Annotated in this window: 15 protein-coding genes and 1 tRNA gene; 12 read left to right on the top strand and 4 right to left on the bottom strand. The window is 46.2% G+C overall.

All coding sequences use genetic code 11. The features are described 5' to 3' along the window. Positions 1 to 38 precede the first annotated feature (38 nt). Positions 39 to 2,252, top strand: coding sequence for a malate synthase G (locus tag ICN25_RS07795; RefSeq protein ID WP_216181016.1), 2,214 nt, complete (start codon positions 39 to 41; stop codon positions 2,250 to 2,252). A gap of 92 nt (positions 2,253 to 2,344) precedes the next feature. Beyond that, a complete protein-coding gene (locus ICN25_RS07800; protein WP_216181019.1) occupies positions 2,345 to 2,848 on the top strand; it encodes a hypothetical protein in 504 nt (167 codons plus the stop codon). A 92-nt stretch (positions 2,849 to 2,940) separates the two neighbouring features. Here ICN25_RS07800 and ICN25_RS07805 read toward each other — a convergent pair whose 3' ends face one another. Both ICN25_RS07805 and ICN25_RS07810 read right to left on the bottom strand, forming a co-directional pair. Next, positions 2,941 to 3,096, bottom strand: coding sequence for a hypothetical protein (locus tag ICN25_RS07805; protein ID WP_215333306.1), 156 nt, complete (start codon positions 3,094 to 3,096; stop codon positions 2,941 to 2,943). Between the two features lie 73 nt (positions 3,097 to 3,169). Further along, positions 3,170 to 3,664, bottom strand: coding sequence for a hypothetical protein (locus ICN25_RS07810; RefSeq protein WP_216181022.1), 495 nt, complete (start codon positions 3,662 to 3,664; stop codon positions 3,170 to 3,172). Between the two features lie 82 nt (positions 3,665 to 3,746). Here ICN25_RS07810 and ICN25_RS07815 point away from each other — a divergent pair, with 82 nt between their 5' ends. The 9 genes from ICN25_RS07815 (at position 3,747) to ICN25_RS07855 (ending at position 10,989) form a co-directional block, all read left to right on the top strand. Further along, on the top strand, positions 3,747 to 4,976 hold the full coding sequence (locus ICN25_RS07815; RefSeq protein WP_255536727.1) for an MFS transporter: 1,230 nt from the start codon (positions 3,747 to 3,749) through the stop codon (positions 4,974 to 4,976). 30 nt (positions 4,977 to 5,006) lie between these two features. After that, positions 5,007 to 5,693: a dienelactone hydrolase family protein gene (locus tag ICN25_RS07820; protein ID WP_216181026.1), complete on the top strand. Its 687-nt coding sequence runs from the start codon at positions 5,007 to 5,009 to the stop codon at positions 5,691 to 5,693. Positions 5,694 to 5,723: 30 nt separating this feature from the next. After that, positions 5,724 to 6,509 (top strand): DUF4239 domain-containing protein, encoded by a 786-nt coding sequence (locus ICN25_RS07825; protein ID WP_216181028.1) that lies wholly within the window; start codon positions 5,724 to 5,726, stop codon positions 6,507 to 6,509. A 21-nt stretch (positions 6,510 to 6,530) separates the two neighbouring features. Next, the gene (locus tag ICN25_RS07830) at positions 6,531 to 7,028 is read left to right on the top strand and encodes a hypothetical protein (protein WP_216181031.1); all 498 of its coding nucleotides are present in this window, start codon (positions 6,531 to 6,533) and stop codon (positions 7,026 to 7,028) included. Between the two features lie 164 nt (positions 7,029 to 7,192). Further along, positions 7,193 to 8,419 (top strand): TolC family protein, encoded by a 1,227-nt coding sequence (locus ICN25_RS07835; protein WP_216181034.1) that lies wholly within the window; start codon positions 7,193 to 7,195, stop codon positions 8,417 to 8,419. Further along, entirely contained in the window at positions 8,416 to 8,901 is a 486-nt protein-coding gene (locus ICN25_RS07840) for a hypothetical protein (RefSeq protein WP_216181037.1), read from the top strand. The genes ICN25_RS07835 and ICN25_RS07840 overlap by 4 nt, the downstream gene beginning before the upstream one ends. Further along, positions 8,898 to 9,683 carry a hypothetical protein gene (locus ICN25_RS07845; RefSeq protein ID WP_216181040.1) on the top strand — a complete coding sequence of 262 codons (786 nt, stop codon included), beginning with the start codon at positions 8,898 to 8,900 and terminating at the stop codon, positions 9,681 to 9,683. The genes ICN25_RS07840 and ICN25_RS07845 overlap by 4 nt, the downstream gene beginning before the upstream one ends. 62 nt (positions 9,684 to 9,745) lie before the next feature. Further along, positions 9,746 to 10,441: a hypothetical protein gene (locus ICN25_RS07850; RefSeq protein WP_216181043.1), complete on the top strand. Its 696-nt coding sequence runs from the start codon at positions 9,746 to 9,748 to the stop codon at positions 10,439 to 10,441. Beyond that, complete coding sequence (locus tag ICN25_RS07855; protein ID WP_216181046.1) at positions 10,438 to 10,989, top strand: hypothetical protein; 552 nt, start codon at positions 10,438 to 10,440, stop codon at positions 10,987 to 10,989. The genes ICN25_RS07850 and ICN25_RS07855 overlap by 4 nt, the downstream gene beginning before the upstream one ends. A gap of 61 nt (positions 10,990 to 11,050) precedes the next feature. Here ICN25_RS07855 and ICN25_RS07860 read toward each other — a convergent pair whose 3' ends face one another. Both ICN25_RS07860 and ICN25_RS07865 read right to left on the bottom strand, forming a co-directional pair. Next, positions 11,051 to 11,428: a hypothetical protein gene (locus ICN25_RS07860; RefSeq protein ID WP_216181049.1), complete on the bottom strand. Its 378-nt coding sequence runs from the start codon at positions 11,426 to 11,428 to the stop codon at positions 11,051 to 11,053. Between the two features lie 409 nt (positions 11,429 to 11,837). Next, positions 11,838 to 11,924: transfer RNA gene (locus tag ICN25_RS07865), tRNA-Leu, on the bottom strand. A 145-nt stretch (positions 11,925 to 12,069) separates the two neighbouring features. On the opposite strand from ICN25_RS07865, the gene rnr reads away from it, so the two are divergent. Continuing rightward, positions 12,070 to 14,481, top strand: coding sequence for a ribonuclease R (gene rnr / locus ICN25_RS07870; protein ID WP_216181051.1), 2,412 nt, complete (start codon positions 12,070 to 12,072; stop codon positions 14,479 to 14,481). The last annotated feature ends 14 nt before the right edge of the window (positions 14,482 to 14,495 follow it).

A 14,495-nucleotide genomic window follows, 5' to 3' on the forward strand; every position in this document is an offset into this window, starting at 1 on the left:
TGTATATTTAATTTATATATTTGTTTTGGGGTTTATAGATGACTGCACGTACACAATGTAATAGCCTGCAAGTGGCTACACCGTTATATCGTTTCATTGAAGATAAGGTCCTACCTGGCACAGGTATTAAAAGTGCCGACTTTTGGAAAGGTTTTGACGAAATCGTTAAGGACCTAGGCCCAAAGAATGAAGCTTTGTTGGCTAAGCGCGATCGCTTGCAATTGGATTTGGATAAGTGGCATCAAGCTAATCCTGGCCCAATCAAAGATATGCCTGCTTATCGCAAGCACCTGAAAGAAATCGGTTACTTAGATGAAGTGCCAGGCAAAGTTCTGGGCACTACTAAGAATGTTGATGATGAATTGGCTCTCCAAGCTGGCCCTCAATTGGTGGTTCCAGTTCTCAATGCGCGCTATGCATTAAATGCTGCTAATGCACGTTGGGGTTCTTTGTATGACGCCCTCTACGGTACAGACGTGATCTCTGAAGATGACGGCGCTACTAAAGCTGGTGGCTATAACCCGATTCGTGGTGCAAAAGTTGTTGCGTTTGCTCGCCAATTTTTAGATCAATCTGCACCGTTGGCTAAAGGTTCACATGCGGATGCTACTGCGTACACAGTGGATGGTAATAAATTAGTTGTTAGCCTGAAGGATGGCAGCAAAACAGGTCTGGCTGATGAGAAGCAGTTTGTAGGTTATCAAGGCAATGCTTCTGCGCCTTCCTCAGTACTCTTGCGCAATAACGGCGTACACATTGATATTGAAATCGATAAGAGTAAAACAATTGGCGCTAGCGATGCTGCTGGTGTAAATGATGTTGTGCTCGAAGCGGCTCTTTCTACCATTTTAGATTTGGAAGACTCGATTGCAGCTGTTGATGGTGATGACAAAGTTGTTGCTTATGAAAACTGGCTAGGTATTCTCAAGGGTACATTGGTAGAAGAAGTGAGCAAGGGTGGCAAAACCTTTACTCGCACATTAAATCCAGATCGTAAGTACACTGCCGGCATTGGCGCTGTTGATGCTAAAGATGGCGTTGTGACTTTGCATGGCCGCTCTTTGCTATTCCTTCGTAACGTTGGTCACTTGATGACTAACCCAGCAATCATTACTGGCGACGGTAAAGAAATCTACGAAGGTATTTTGGATGCAGTAGTTACTGTATTGATCGCCTTGCATGACATTAACCGTCCCGCAACTCAGGCAATCGGCAATACACGTAAAGGCTCTGTTTATATCGTTAAGCCAAAAATGCATAGCCCTGAAGAAGTTGCCTTTGCTGGTGAACTCTTTGGCCGTGTTGAGAAATTGCTTGGCTTGCCAGCGGACACTGTAAAGCTAGGCATCATGGATGAAGAGCGTCGTATGAGCGCCAACATTAAGGCGGCGATTGCTGCAGCAGGTGCGCGCGTTGCCTTTATTAATACTGGCTTCCTCGACCGCACAGGCGATGAAATGCATACAGCAATGCATGCAGGTCCAATGATGCGCAAAGGCGATATGAAGACCAGCAAATGGTTATCCGCTTATGAGCGTCGTAACGTTCTGGCCGGTTTGGATTGTGGCTTACGTGGCCGCGCTCAAATCGGTAAGGGAATGTGGGCAATGCCGGATTTGATGAAAGCCATGGTTGAGCAGAAGATCGTTCATCCTAAAGCAGGTGCAAATACTGCATGGGTACCTTCTCCAACAGCGGCAACATTGCATGCCTTGCACTACCACCAAGTTAACGTAGCGCAATTGCAAAAAGAGATGGAGCAGTTAGATACGGCTGCTGAAGCTGAAGCCCTAATTGATGATTTGTTGACTATTCCAGTGGTAGAAAAAGCCAACTGGTCTAAGGAAGAAATTCAGCAAGAGTTGGATAACAATTGCCAAGGTATCTTGGGTTATGTAGTTCGTTGGATTGATCAAGGCGTTGGTTGCTCTAAGGTGCCTGATATTCATAACGTAGGCTTGATGGAAGACCGCGCTACTTTGCGTATTTCAAGTCAGCACATTGCTAACTGGTTATTGCACGGTATTGTGACTGAAGCTCAAGTGAATGAGACTTTGCAGCGTATGGCTAAAGTAGTTGATGGTCAAAATGCTGGCGATGCTTTATACAAGCCAATGATGCCGAACTACAAAGACTCTTATGCCTATAAAGCAGCTAGCGATCTGATTTTCAAAGGTCTTGAGCAGCCAAATGGATATACCGAGCCTTTGCTTCATGCATGGCGCTTGGAAGTGAAGAAAGCTCACGCTTAATTTTTAGCTCTTTGCTTCAAAAGAAATGGATTTGTCGCGAGGCAAGTCCATTTTTCTTTTGCCTGCAACCTACTTAAGCTCCCAGCCATCCCATGTTTAGTTTTTTAAATCCCTTTGCCAAACTGGCCACTGCTCGTGGACGGGCGCTTGGGTTTCAGCTTAATGATGGGGGTAGGGAAGCCGCAGGCTTTAAAGGGGGTGCCGGTGACTGCGTGGTTCGTGCCATCGCAATCGCAGCTGAGTTGCCTTATATGCAGGTCTATGAAGATCTTCGTGCCGCTAATGCAGCCTATGCGGAGCAAAGAAACGATAAGTTGGCTAGAAGGCTCAATGCTAAGGGCGCCTCACCTCGCAATGGCAATCACCGCAATGTCTTTCATGACTACATTCTGGGTCACGGCTTTGTTTGGTTTCCCACAATGAAAGTTGGGGCTGGCTGCCAAGTGCATATGCTGGCCAATGAGCTACCCTCAGGCAGGCTAATTGTGAAGGTTTCTAAGCACTTAAGCGCTGTTATTGATGGTGTTATTGAAGATACGCACAACCCGTCTCGGGGCGGCTCACGTTGTGTCTATGGGTATTACATCAAACGCTAGCACCTATAAAAGAAAAAGCCTCCAAAAAAACAGAGGCTTATTTCTTAAAACTGGCCAAAAATGGCCTAAAACAGGGCTAAATCAGCAATAAATTACCAATTTCCACTAGTTTTACGTGATTTCTGTTCCATTACTTTAGCTTCGCTAAATGCGGCTGCCAACAAGGCAAAGAAGTCTTTAATTGCGAATAAAGGCTTAAAGCTAAAGGCTGGTGCCTGGTGAAACTGGACTGAGTTTGAATGTGCCATGGTGAGCTCCTTAAGGGTTAACCCTAATGATACACCCAATTACCCCAAATTACAGAAATTTGATCGAATTTGCTTAGTAGGCGCGAGTATTTTTGTACTTTTGGTCCCAAGCATTTTTATAAGCCGCGGTCATACCGATCATGATGGACGTGGTCCATGCCAATGAAAAGAGGCCGCTAAATGAGATGAAAAATGCGAAGGTTTTCCATCCATTAACCAAGGTGTCAGACTCAAAACCCACAGTTGTATAGCAACTTCCTGCAAAGAGAATTGCGGCCAAGGGGGTTTGCATGATGCCAAGGCCAATAATGAAGAAAGACCAAAGGAGAATCTCCAATAGGTGAATCAAGGCTAGAAATACAAAGGTTGCATAGAAATGAAAGAAAACCCGGTTGTATTGGGTTAGCTTAATGTTGTCACGTGTCAAACGCTCGAAGCGCATAAAGAGGTGATTAATGGTGCTGCCATGAAACATCAGAATGAGAATCAAGCAAGCAATTCCCCAGACGGTATCCCGCGCCAGCAATACAAAAGGGAAGTCGGCGAATGCGGTGAGGATGTTATTCATGTGGTCGGTATTGGGTGGGTTCAGGCATTGATTTCTTTGTCGGTTGATAATGGCACATCTCTAATTTCATGTAAAGAAACCCTTGACCGAGCATCACATGCCAGGCGGAAAGAGCAAAGAGCGCTTTTTCTTATTCTCCCTGGCCGGAATTCAGTTCACCCATATCCTGGACTTCATGATCATGATGCCTTTGGGCCCCGAATTTATTCGTGAGCTCAATATCAATACGCATGAGTTTGGCCTATTACTCTCTTCCTATACTTTTGCCGCGGCAATTGCCGGTGTCTTCGCTACGTATTTTGTAGACCGCTTTGAGAGAAGGGTACTTCTACTCAGTCTTTATGCTTGCTTCATTATTGCAACCTTAGTTTGTGGTTTGGCCCCTGACTACCATTCGCTATTTATTGCTCGCGCATTCGCAGGAGCATTTGGCGGCATCTTGGGTTCACTGGTTCAAACCATCATTGCGGATTCAATACCGTTCGAACGCAGAGGTAAGGCTTTGGGTACGGTGATGTCGGCGTTCTCTGTATCTACAGTTGCAGGTGTGCCGCTGAGTTTATTCCTGGCTAATAACATTCCATCTTTAGGATGGCGTGCGCCATTTATCTTTATCGCTTTGGTATCGAGCCTCATCCTGTATTTAGGCTATCGCAATATCCCTAAGATTTCTGGACACCTAGGTCATACCCATGAGGGTAGTCGCCTCAGTCAAATCTGGAATATCTTTGTCGCCCACCAGCATCTGCGTGCATTTATTTTTATGGCGCTGATTATGTTGACTGGGTTTTCTGTGATTCCCTATATCGCTCTCTATCTGACATCCAATGTAGGGATTGATAACTCCTATATTTCTTTAATTTATCTATGCGGCGGGATTGCTACGCTGATGAGTTCTCGCATTATTGGGCATATGGCTGATCGTTACGGCAAGGTCAAGGTATTTAGAGCCCTTGCGGTGATCAGTCTTATTCCCTTGCTCGTGACGACCAATCTCATGCCGGTGCCGCTTTGGGTGGTGTTGATTAATTCCACCGCATTTTTTGTCTTGGTTTCAGGCCGTATGATTCCGGCGATGGCTATCGTGAGTCAAGTTGTTGAGGCCAAAATTCGGGGAACCTTTATGAGTCTCGTAGGTTCAGTGCAGATGCTGGCATCTGGGCTAGCCTCTGTTATTGCTGGTGTAGTGGTTACCATTGGTGCCGATGGGAAGATGGATCACTACAACCTAGTTGGTTATGGCGCAGCTCTGTGTGGCTTGCTTACCTTCTGGTTGGTGGGCTATATTCATACCGATAAACAGGCACGCTAAGCCCAATTCATTTTCAAAAGAGAGATCGACATGATTACATTTCAAAGACCGGACGGCGCTTCAGTTGAGGCTTATTTAGTTGAGCCTACTAATCCAAAAAATGCTCCTGGCATAGTGGTGATTCAGGAGTGGTGGGGGCTTGATGATGAAATTAAAAATGTCGCCAACCGTTTAGCAAAAGCGGGGTACCGCGCTTTGGTTCCGGATCTCTATCGCGGCAAACTTGCGCTCGAGGCAAATGAAGCAGAGCACCTTATGAATGATCTTAATTTTGGTGATGCTGCTAGCCAAGATATCCGCGGTGCCGTTCAGTACCTCAAAGCAACTGGTAGCAATAAAGTCGCTGTCACAGGATTTTGTATGGGTGGTGCGCTGACGGTCTTATCTGCTGGACTTGTTCCAGAGTCCGATGGCACAGTGGTTTGGTACGGATATCCTCCATTAGAGTATGTTGACGCATCTGCCATGACAAAGCCGATGCTAGCGCACTGGGCTCTTCATGACGATTTCTTCTCCATTGCAGGCGTTGATCAATTGGAGGAGAAGCTCAAGGCTGCTGGGGTCACATATGATTTCCAGCGCTATGACGCTAAGCATGCTTTTGCTAATCCAAAGTCGGATTCAAGGGGCTTGCCGCCATTGCAGTACAACTCAGCCGCTGCTGATTTAGCCTGGGAGCGCACGATGACTTTCTTAAAAAATACCCTAGGCAATTAATAGGTAATTAACAAGCAATTAAGGGCGTATATGTTTTTCAATTGGATTTATAGGCGTAGCAATACTCAGATTTTAATTATTCTGGTTTTGTTTTTCGTTGTATTGCTCGATGTAATGCCCCGCGTTTTGCAGGCTGTTCCGATGTTTGCCCCTACCCAAGACAGTACTCGATTGGGTTTGAGTCTTTTTGGCTCGATCATTACTTTGAGCGGCCTCTTAATTGGTTTCTTATTAAACCAAGCTCAAACCAATTTTCGTGAAGTGCAATCCTTAGTTTCTAGAGAGGCTGGTCAAATTAATAATTTGGATCGTCTATTGGTTCGCTATGGGGATCCTGCAATCGCACCTGTTCGTAAGGAGTTATTTGAGTATATGAACTCGATCGTGTTTGATGAGTGGGATTTGATGAAGGATGGTTTGGGTAGTAAAAAGACCCATATGCTTTGGCGTGGAATCTCTCGCCAGCTTCTATCTTTGGAGCCTCATACGAATAGGCAGACGGCAATGTATACCGATATCCTCAAAAAAGCGGAAGAGGTTGCTGAAAGCAGGGAGTCGCGCATAGAGCGATCTTCAGTACGCTTGCCGAATTTATTTTGGGTAGTCATCATCATCTGTATGGTGGCCTTACTTGGTATTAATACCTTGTTCTTGCCTTCAGACTCATTTTTCATGGGTTTGAAAATTTTGCCAGTTACGTTGGGCGCACTTATCTCGCTATTGGTGATTACAGATCAACCTTTTAAAGGCCAAAGCTGCGTTAAGGCTGACCCGTTCTTAAAAATTATCGAGTCTATAAAAACTCGTACCGAATAATCTTCACTACATTATTTTTTTATGCATCTTTTCGCTGAAAACCTCGCTGTTGAACTTTCTTCTTATTACCGCAACCTGGCTTTAGGGCATGGTGTGATTCCCAAGGTCTTCACCTTGGTAAACGGGGCGGGGGATCAATACCTCTTTTTCATTGATGATCTGCGCATGAGTAAAGAGGAAGAAGATCAATTCTTGGCTTATATCGTTCAAGAGCATGAGGCTGTTTGCTACGCACGAGGAACTTTAGTCATTCTGGACAAATCCCAGCAGTTGATCGAGTTTGCAGTAATCGACCGGGATGATGCTGAAGCCATTGTGTGCTCAGCCCAATTAACGCGAGATATTGACGATAAGCCGGTTGGTCTTGCTGAGTTTGAGAAAACCTTAGCTCCTAAAAAATCCATCTTCTTTAGCGGTCTCTTTGAGCCCATTAAGTTATCGGAAGATAGGGCGGAAGAATTTGAAAGCCTTTGGGATGAAATGAAGCCCAAAATCTTGCATCGAACTATGGGTATCTGATCGCCTATTAAACATCCACTAAGCCCCCATGTAAGAAGTAATCCAATGGCGGTAGCTAAACCCCATTAATGCGGCTTCAATTGCACTTTCGTCATGTGCCGGGGCTAGGATGGGTGACTTGCGTAATAATGATCTTATTGCCAATCATTTAACTATGTTGATTCATGCGTAAGTCATTAATGCGTTTTGCCGCTTTGCTTGGCGCCTCTCTCATTTCCAGTTTTTCGCTGGCTCAATCCGCGCCTTCTGGACTGGGCGAATATGCGCCAATTTCTTTAACCCAGTATCTCCAAACCGTTAAGGAAAACAATGCCATCATCGGCAATAAGCGTTTGGGCAAAGAAACAGCAGCAGCTATAAAACAATCCTTATCGCTTTATCAAACGAGGCCTACAGTAAGCTATACAAAGGGTACTTTCTATCAATCGGTTCCATACAGCCCATATAGCAATCCAACATCTAGCACCTATGGATTAAATGTATTTATGGAAGGCTGGAACAAACGTTCTACTCGCTCTGATTTTGGTGAGGCCGAGATTGGTAGGAGTGAAGCTGATTACCAAGCTACTGAGTCCGAGGTTCAGGTGGCGGCTACCTTAGGTTACATTGATGCCCTAAGAAATCGTTTGCTATTTAACTCTTATGCATCTGCCGCTAAAAAAGTTTCTGGTTTGCCTCAGTCTTCCCAGACAAAAGACTCAACTCAGTTTCTGATTTACCACGAGAATGTAAGCGCAAAGGATTTGCAATTTACCGCCCTGAGTCTATTGAATTACTCTGGGGATGGAATCAAGAAACTTCCTTTACCTATTGGCAAGCTTAATTTAGAGCCACAAAACTTCAATCCTGAAGAGTTAATCAATCAGGCGCTAGCTACTAGACCTGACATTGTGGTGCTTCAGGCAGCGATTAATTCGTCAGAAAAGAGTATCGCCATGGCCAGTGCAAATCGTAATTGGGATGTGCAGCCCTATGTTTCTTATACAACTACACCTCAGTACAGTTCAAGTGGCTACACCTATCTTCCGCAAAGTGGATTCTCGGCTGGCTTGTCGATTCCTATCCCAGTAAATAACTTTTTGCATAATGCCGACATCGTGCAGGCTGCCAATCAAAAGCTAGCCCTGGAGATGCAATTGCGTGATCTCAAAACCCAAGTGCGTGTTCAGGTAATGCAGTCGCTACTCCAATATGAATCAGCCAAGCAAATACTCTTACAGGCTAATAACGGTCTAGCAGATACTTCAAAGCTTGCAAATCAAGGCACTACAAAAGGCATCATGGATGTTCGAGATAAGGAGGGCGCCTTAATCGATGCACAAACAAACCATGCAAAGGCACTGGTTAACGTTTGGCGCCAAAGTGGTAACTATACTGTTCCAAAGATATGAAAATAGCATTCCTTATCCCATTGTTTGGCTGTGCCACTGCGGTTGCCGCTCCTCCAGTTGTTGGTCCTGGTGGATTGACGCCTCAGCAAGTTATCGCCCACCGCCAGGGTGTTGATATTGGGGCAAGACATTCAGCAGCCCAAAGCGTTGCAGGTTCTAGAGCAGATGAATATTCGGCCATGAGCCCAGGCTCTAGTCAGGCAAGGTTTTTATTTAATAGCACGGTGATGGATGCTATTGGTCAAAGCTCAAACCAATCCGGACTCCCATCAGCAAATAATTTAAGTTCGGCCTACATCAGCTTTATCGAAAAGGATGTTGGCACCAATGCGAATGACAAGGTTCCCCCCAATCCCTTTGCCTCAAAGGTGGAGAAAAGTCAGGTACAAGGTATGGTGTTTTTGAATTCGACCCAAGTGCTACCTCCAGCTTCTTCAGTCCAACAAAATATCAACGTTTCATCACCTATAAAAAGCAAATGAAAACAAAACTCCTAATCACTTCATTGAGCCTAATAGCAACATCTGCCTATGCTCAGCCATCAATACCATCTGTTGGTATCCCACCCCCAACAGTAAGGGCAGAGATACCTGGCCAAGGAGTGCCATCTATGCCTCAACCCTCAATACATACCCCAACACCACAAATGAATAGTGGCGGCCCGCAGCCTGATGTTGGTATGCCTCCTCCGCATGTCATGCGTGCAGAGATGTCCGATAAAGTGGGAGGGTCTGTGAATAGCCAATTGCCTCCGAATAGCACATTCCCTCCAGCTAGTGTTGGTGCTACTGGTGGTACTGGTGGTAACGGTGGAAATGGCGGCTTGTTGATTGGTAATGGCGGTACTGGTGGTACTGGTGGTGCTGGTGGAAGTGGTGCAATACCAAAACCTCCGTCAACTATGTACAACGGTGTAGGCCCATTACCTGCGAATGATGCAAAAGGCCCAACTAGTGTTGGTGCTACTGGTCTTGCAACACCACTGCCCAGAGGGATAGGGCCGACGCCTTTGAAAAATGACGATGTTGGAACTAATAGTTACGTTCTGTTTATACCTGGACCTCCACCAGAGACTGATAACGATGACGTTGCCCCAACTCCACTTCCACCAGATACAACCTCCAAGCTAGTGGTTCTGGGTCAGTCACAGGGTCAGTCTCAGGCTCAGGCTCAGGCTCAGGCTAATGCTCAGGCTAAGGCTCAGAGGCTTGAAAAAGCAGCAGAAGCTTTGGATATGCCAAATGGGGTTAAAACATCTAAATAAGAGGCCTGCTTCGGCAGGTTTTCATACAAGCCTATTTGTCAAAACTTAAGATATAGAAAAAAATGAAAACACTCTTAATCGCCACGTTGGGCTTGTTGGCAACATCTGTGTATGCTCAGCCGGGACCCGGCATCCGTAATGAAGTAGGTTTACCTCCTCCAACAGTCAGAGCCGACACTCCTCGTGAATCGGGACCCTCAACGCCTTCAGCCCCAACGCGAGATAGTTATTTTAATAGCCTCCCGAATGTGTATGTTCCTGCCAAAACAGAAATGCCTCATGCGGCAACACCATCCATGCCTGAACCAGCAATTCAAAGGCAGGAGCCACAATTCATTGGTGGTCCACAGTCTGCTGTTGATGGTTCACTGCTCAATGATAGGGTGAACAAGCTGCCTACTCCAACTACTGTTGGTGCCACTGGTGTTTCAACACCAATGCCTCCACTGCCCGGCAATGATGCAAAAGGTCCAACTAGTGTTGGTGCTAGTCAAAGCGGAGCGCAGGCTAGGGCTGAGACTAAGAGTGAAAGGCAGACTAAGAATGAGACGGAGCGAATGGCTGCTGCGATTGTAGCGAGCGAATTAGTGATTCTGTACAACACAATACCGTCTGTTGGTGTGCCACCTCCAGCAGTCAGAGCTGAAATACCTCGTGAAGCAATACCACTACCTGCGAATGATACAAAAGCTCCAACTGGTGTTGGTGTTGACATTGACTATAACGATATGGTTATGAGATTGGTTCCGCATATATGATGCAAAAACTCCTACTAGTGCTGGGGCTGGTCGCCACGTTGGGCTTATTGGCAACATCTGCTTATGCGCAGCCGGGGCCCGGCATCCGTAATGAAGTAGGCGTGCCTCCTCCTACATTCAGGGCAGACACTCCTCGTGAATCCGGACCCTCGATGCCTCAACCGGGAATTCAAAGGCAGGAGCCACAATTCATTGGTGGTCCACAGCCATCTGTGAGTGGAAGTAATGGGCCACCAACTGGATGTAATGCGGCGGGTGAAAATTGTACCGGTGTAACTGGACAGCCATCCGTCAGTCAAATTAACGCGCTGCCAGTTCCTTCGGTGACCATGTACAACGGAGTAGGTCCATTGCCCGCGAATGTTGCAAGGGCTCCAACTCCTGTTGGCGCTACTGGTGTTACAACACCAATGCTTCCACTGCCTACCAATGACGCAAAAGGTCCAACTAGTGTTGTGGATGGTGTAATCGAATCGGTGGCTCAGTCGAAAGAGGCGGCGGTAGAGTCATTTATTAATAATGTGGAGAATTTGGAAGTTAGAAACTAATGACAGATATATAAAAGACCTGCTTCGGCAGGTTTTTTGTTGCCAATAAGAACGCTAGCAATTAGTCAGACTTACAGTCGTTCCCTTTATGTTTCCACGATGCAATCTTCTTGTTAACAACCATAAATGTTGTTGTGCAGCTATTGGTGTAGCCATAGCCACTTGTGCCGCCGGTTGTGTTTGTATAGGCCTTACCGTTGATCATGGTGGTCCGTGTGACTGGCGGAGTTCCTGCCACATAACCTGACTCTGTGTTGGTGTAGGACAGGTATCTAGTTCCATCGGCTTCATACATGCCGGTAGGGATGCCCCACTGTTCAACTAGCTGACTCTCAGGCATGCCAATCATGGAATTAAGTTTGGCCTCATACTTTTCAGTAGTGGCGCAGCCAGATAGAAAGGCGAGGACTGCAACCGCGGCCGATAACAATCTAATCATTGCAGGCTATCTTTTCCATATTGGTTCATTGTTATTTCTTATTTTAAGCATAACAAACGCGGTCTTTGGCCAGAAAATTATAAAAAATTAGGCAGTATTCGCGAATTCATGGGGCTATGAATAAAGCCTTTTGAAAAGACAAATTCAGCCATTCGTTAAATCGGGCTTTTAATTCGACTTTTTGGATCATAAAAGCGATAAAAAAACGTTTGTAAAAAATTGAACGAGCTTGCTCTTGAGTAGAGAGCCATTAGCACGAAGGGTGCAATGAGAAAAGGGTGGGTGGAATTAAAGAAGTACCCCCATAGGTAGCGCACTAAGATTGATTTGGCTTCTTGGATACCGTGGCTATTGTCATTCCCTGAGAAGCCCGTATAATCAGGGTTAGAGGGTCGTGCGTATACTAAGATGGTGCCCAGGAAGGGACTCGAACCCCCACAATCTTACGATCGCCAGCACCTGAAGCTGGTGCGTCTACCAATTTCGCCACCTGGGCATGCCGTTATTATAAAGGTATGCGCCTTTTGGCCCATTTTCTAACCCCTTTTTGGCTTTTCCCCCTTCAGACTTGGTGGTTTGATACAGTAGCCTAAGCAAGAATAATCATTGATATATAAGGCATGTATTGCCGAAGGAATTAAATGCGTAAAGCAAAAAACTTGGTGCCACGAGAGGCTGACCGCTTAGGTACAGTCCAAGGTCACCGAGATGGATTTGGATTCGTAATCCCGGATGACGGCGGTGAAGATATTTTTCTTTCTGAAAGAGAAATGTCCCGTGTCATGCACGGCGATAGAGTCAATGTCAGAGTTTTAGGAACAGATCGCCGCGGGCGCCCAGAAGGTCAGATCGTCGATGTGGTTTTGCACGCCAATAAAGTAGTCATTGGCCGCCTCTTAAATGAGAATGGCGTTTTGATTGTTGCGCCGGAAGATAAACGTATCGGTCACGATATTTTGATTCCGCCAAAAGGTCAGGGCAATGCCAAATTAGGCCAAGTGGTGAGTGTTGAGATCATCGACTATCCGGATAGTTATAGACAAGCTGTTGGTCGTGTTGTTGAAGTCCTGGGTGAGATTGATGATCCTGGCATGGAAATTGAAATCGCCGTACGTAAATATGGCGTTCCACATGAGTTTTCAGCGGCAGTAAAAAAAGAAGCAGATGCATTGCCAGACACCGTGCAGCAATCTGATCTAGAAGGTCGGGTGGATTTGCGCGACGTTCCTTTGGTCACTATTGATGGCGCTGATGCTCGTGACTTTGATGATGCGGTGTACTGCGAACCCGTCATGTACGGCAAGAGTAAAGCTTGGCGCCTGATCGTGGCGATTGCCGACGTGTCCCATTACGTCAAGCCGGGCCAGCCTTTGGATGATGAAGGCCTCCTACGCGCAACCTCAGTGTATTTCCCGAGACGGGTAATACCAATGTTGCCAGAGAAGATTTCTAATGGTCTTTGCTCATTAAACCCTGGCGTAGATCGCTTATGTATGGTGTGTGACTCTGTTGTGGATAACAACGGAGTAGTGCTTGCGTATCAGTTCTATCCAGCGGTAATGCATTCTGCGCAACGCTTTACATACGATACGGTGTGGGAGATTCTTTCTAATAGCAAGGGCCCTGAGGCAACGCGTTTTGCCGACTTCAGACCCTTACTGACTAATCTCTATTCCCTATACAAAATTTTATTAGACGCCCGTCAAAAACGTGGCGCTATCGAATTTGAAACGACTGAAACCCAAATCATTAGTAATGAGCTAGGTAAGATTCTGCGCATTGAGCCGCGTTTACGTAATGATGCACATCGCTTGATCGAAGAGTGTATGTTGACGGCTAACGTCTGTGCGGCTGACTTTATTGATAAGAATAAGCACCTTAGCTTGTATCGCGTTCACGCTGAACCTTCTGAAGAAAAATTAGTTACTTTGCGTCAAGTTTTGCGTACTTCTGGCTTGTCCTTAGGTGGTGGCGAAAAGCCAAAACCAAAAGACTATGCCAAGCTGATGCGTGAAATCAAAGAGCGTCCTGATGCCAACATGCTTCAGTCCGTTGTTTTGCGTTCTATGCAGCAGGCAATGTACCAACCAGACAACGAAGGCCACTTTGGTCTTGCCTATCCTGCGTACTCGCATTTCACAAGCCCGATTCGACGCTATCCAGATCTGTTAACGCATCGAGTGATTAAGGCGATCTTGGCTAAAAAGCCATATACGCCTGTCCTGCCGCCAAAAGTGCCGCTCAATCTCACGCTGCCACGTAAAGGTAAGGGTCGTGAGAATGCTGTAAACGCTAAAAAATCTCATAGCGATGCAAAAGAGGCTGCCGCCAATGGCACGCGTTTACCTAAATTACCCAAAGGCGCTAATGCCGCATTGCCTATTTGGGGCCAATTAGGAGTTCATTGCTCATCTAATGAGCGCCGTGCTGATGAAGCATCTCGCGATGTTGAAGCTTGGCTCAAGTGCTATTACATGCGTGACCATCTAGGCCAGGAATATGCGGGCACAGTGACTGGTGTGGCATCTTTTGGTTTATTTATTCAGCTTGAAAACCTCTTTGTTGAGGGCATGGTTCACGTCACCGAATTGGGTGGCGATTACTTTCAGTATGACGAAGCTCGCCAAGAACTCCGCGGGGAGAGAACGGGTATTCGTTATCGCTTAGGCGATCGCGTGCATGTCTTAGTGAGCCGTGTTGATCTGGATGCTCGTAAGATTGAATTTAGTCTCGTTAAGTCCGTTGGCCTAGAGCCAGGTGGAACTACAAATCGACGTCAAATTGTTTTGGCTAGCGACACTGGCAGACCAAATAAAAAGGCTTCGCCTAAAAAAGGTCGCCCTGGTAGTAAAGAGCCGCAGAAGCATTCCGGTATTAATGTGAATGCTGCTAAATCTGCCGGTAATCTTGGTGCCAATCAGTCGAAGAATCAAGCTGGACGAACAGCAAGTAAAGTTGCCAAGTCTGGCAAGCCCGGTAAGCCTTCTAGACCCACTGGTAAACCTGCCGGTACAAAACCACCTGTTCGTAGCACTAAAGCGCGTCGCAAATAATTAGCAATACAGAA

The organism is Polynucleobacter sp. 80A-SIGWE, from assembly GCF_018882295.1.
Lineage (GTDB): Bacteria > Pseudomonadota > Gammaproteobacteria > Burkholderiales > Burkholderiaceae > Polynucleobacter.

Excerpts from the sequence above, each read along its gene's own strand:
- ICN25_RS07805 (WP_215333306.1), bottom strand. The coding sequence starts at position 3,096 with ATGGCACATTCAAACTCAGTCCAGTTTCACCAGGCACCAGCCTTTAGC.
- ICN25_RS07795 (WP_216181016.1), top strand. The coding sequence starts at position 39 with ATGACTGCACGTACACAATGTAATAGCCTGCAAGTGGCTACACCGTTA.
- ICN25_RS07840 (WP_216181037.1), top strand. The coding sequence starts at position 8,416 with ATGAAAATAGCATTCCTTATCCCATTGTTTGGCTGTGCCACTGCGGTT.
- ICN25_RS07850 (WP_216181043.1), top strand. The coding sequence starts at position 9,746 with ATGAAAACACTCTTAATCGCCACGTTGGGCTTGTTGGCAACATCTGTG.
- ICN25_RS07825 (WP_216181028.1), top strand. The coding sequence starts at position 5,724 with ATGTTTTTCAATTGGATTTATAGGCGTAGCAATACTCAGATTTTAATT.
- ICN25_RS07845 (WP_216181040.1), top strand. The coding sequence starts at position 8,898 with ATGAAAACAAAACTCCTAATCACTTCATTGAGCCTAATAGCAACATCT.
- ICN25_RS07810 (WP_216181022.1), bottom strand. The coding sequence starts at position 3,664 with ATGAATAACATCCTCACCGCATTCGCCGACTTCCCTTTTGTATTGCTG.
- ICN25_RS07820 (WP_216181026.1), top strand. The coding sequence starts at position 5,007 with ATGATTACATTTCAAAGACCGGACGGCGCTTCAGTTGAGGCTTATTTA.
- ICN25_RS07830 (WP_216181031.1), top strand. The coding sequence starts at position 6,531 with ATGCATCTTTTCGCTGAAAACCTCGCTGTTGAACTTTCTTCTTATTAC.
- ICN25_RS07800 (WP_216181019.1), top strand. The coding sequence starts at position 2,345 with ATGTTTAGTTTTTTAAATCCCTTTGCCAAACTGGCCACTGCTCGTGGA.
- ICN25_RS07860 (WP_216181049.1), bottom strand. The coding sequence starts at position 11,428 with ATGATTAGATTGTTATCGGCCGCGGTTGCAGTCCTCGCCTTTCTATCT.
- ICN25_RS07855 (WP_216181046.1), top strand. The coding sequence starts at position 10,438 with ATGATGCAAAAACTCCTACTAGTGCTGGGGCTGGTCGCCACGTTGGGC.
- ICN25_RS07835 (WP_216181034.1), top strand. The coding sequence starts at position 7,193 with ATGCGTAAGTCATTAATGCGTTTTGCCGCTTTGCTTGGCGCCTCTCTC.
- rnr (WP_216181051.1), top strand. The coding sequence starts at position 12,070 with ATGCGTAAAGCAAAAAACTTGGTGCCACGAGAGGCTGACCGCTTAGGT.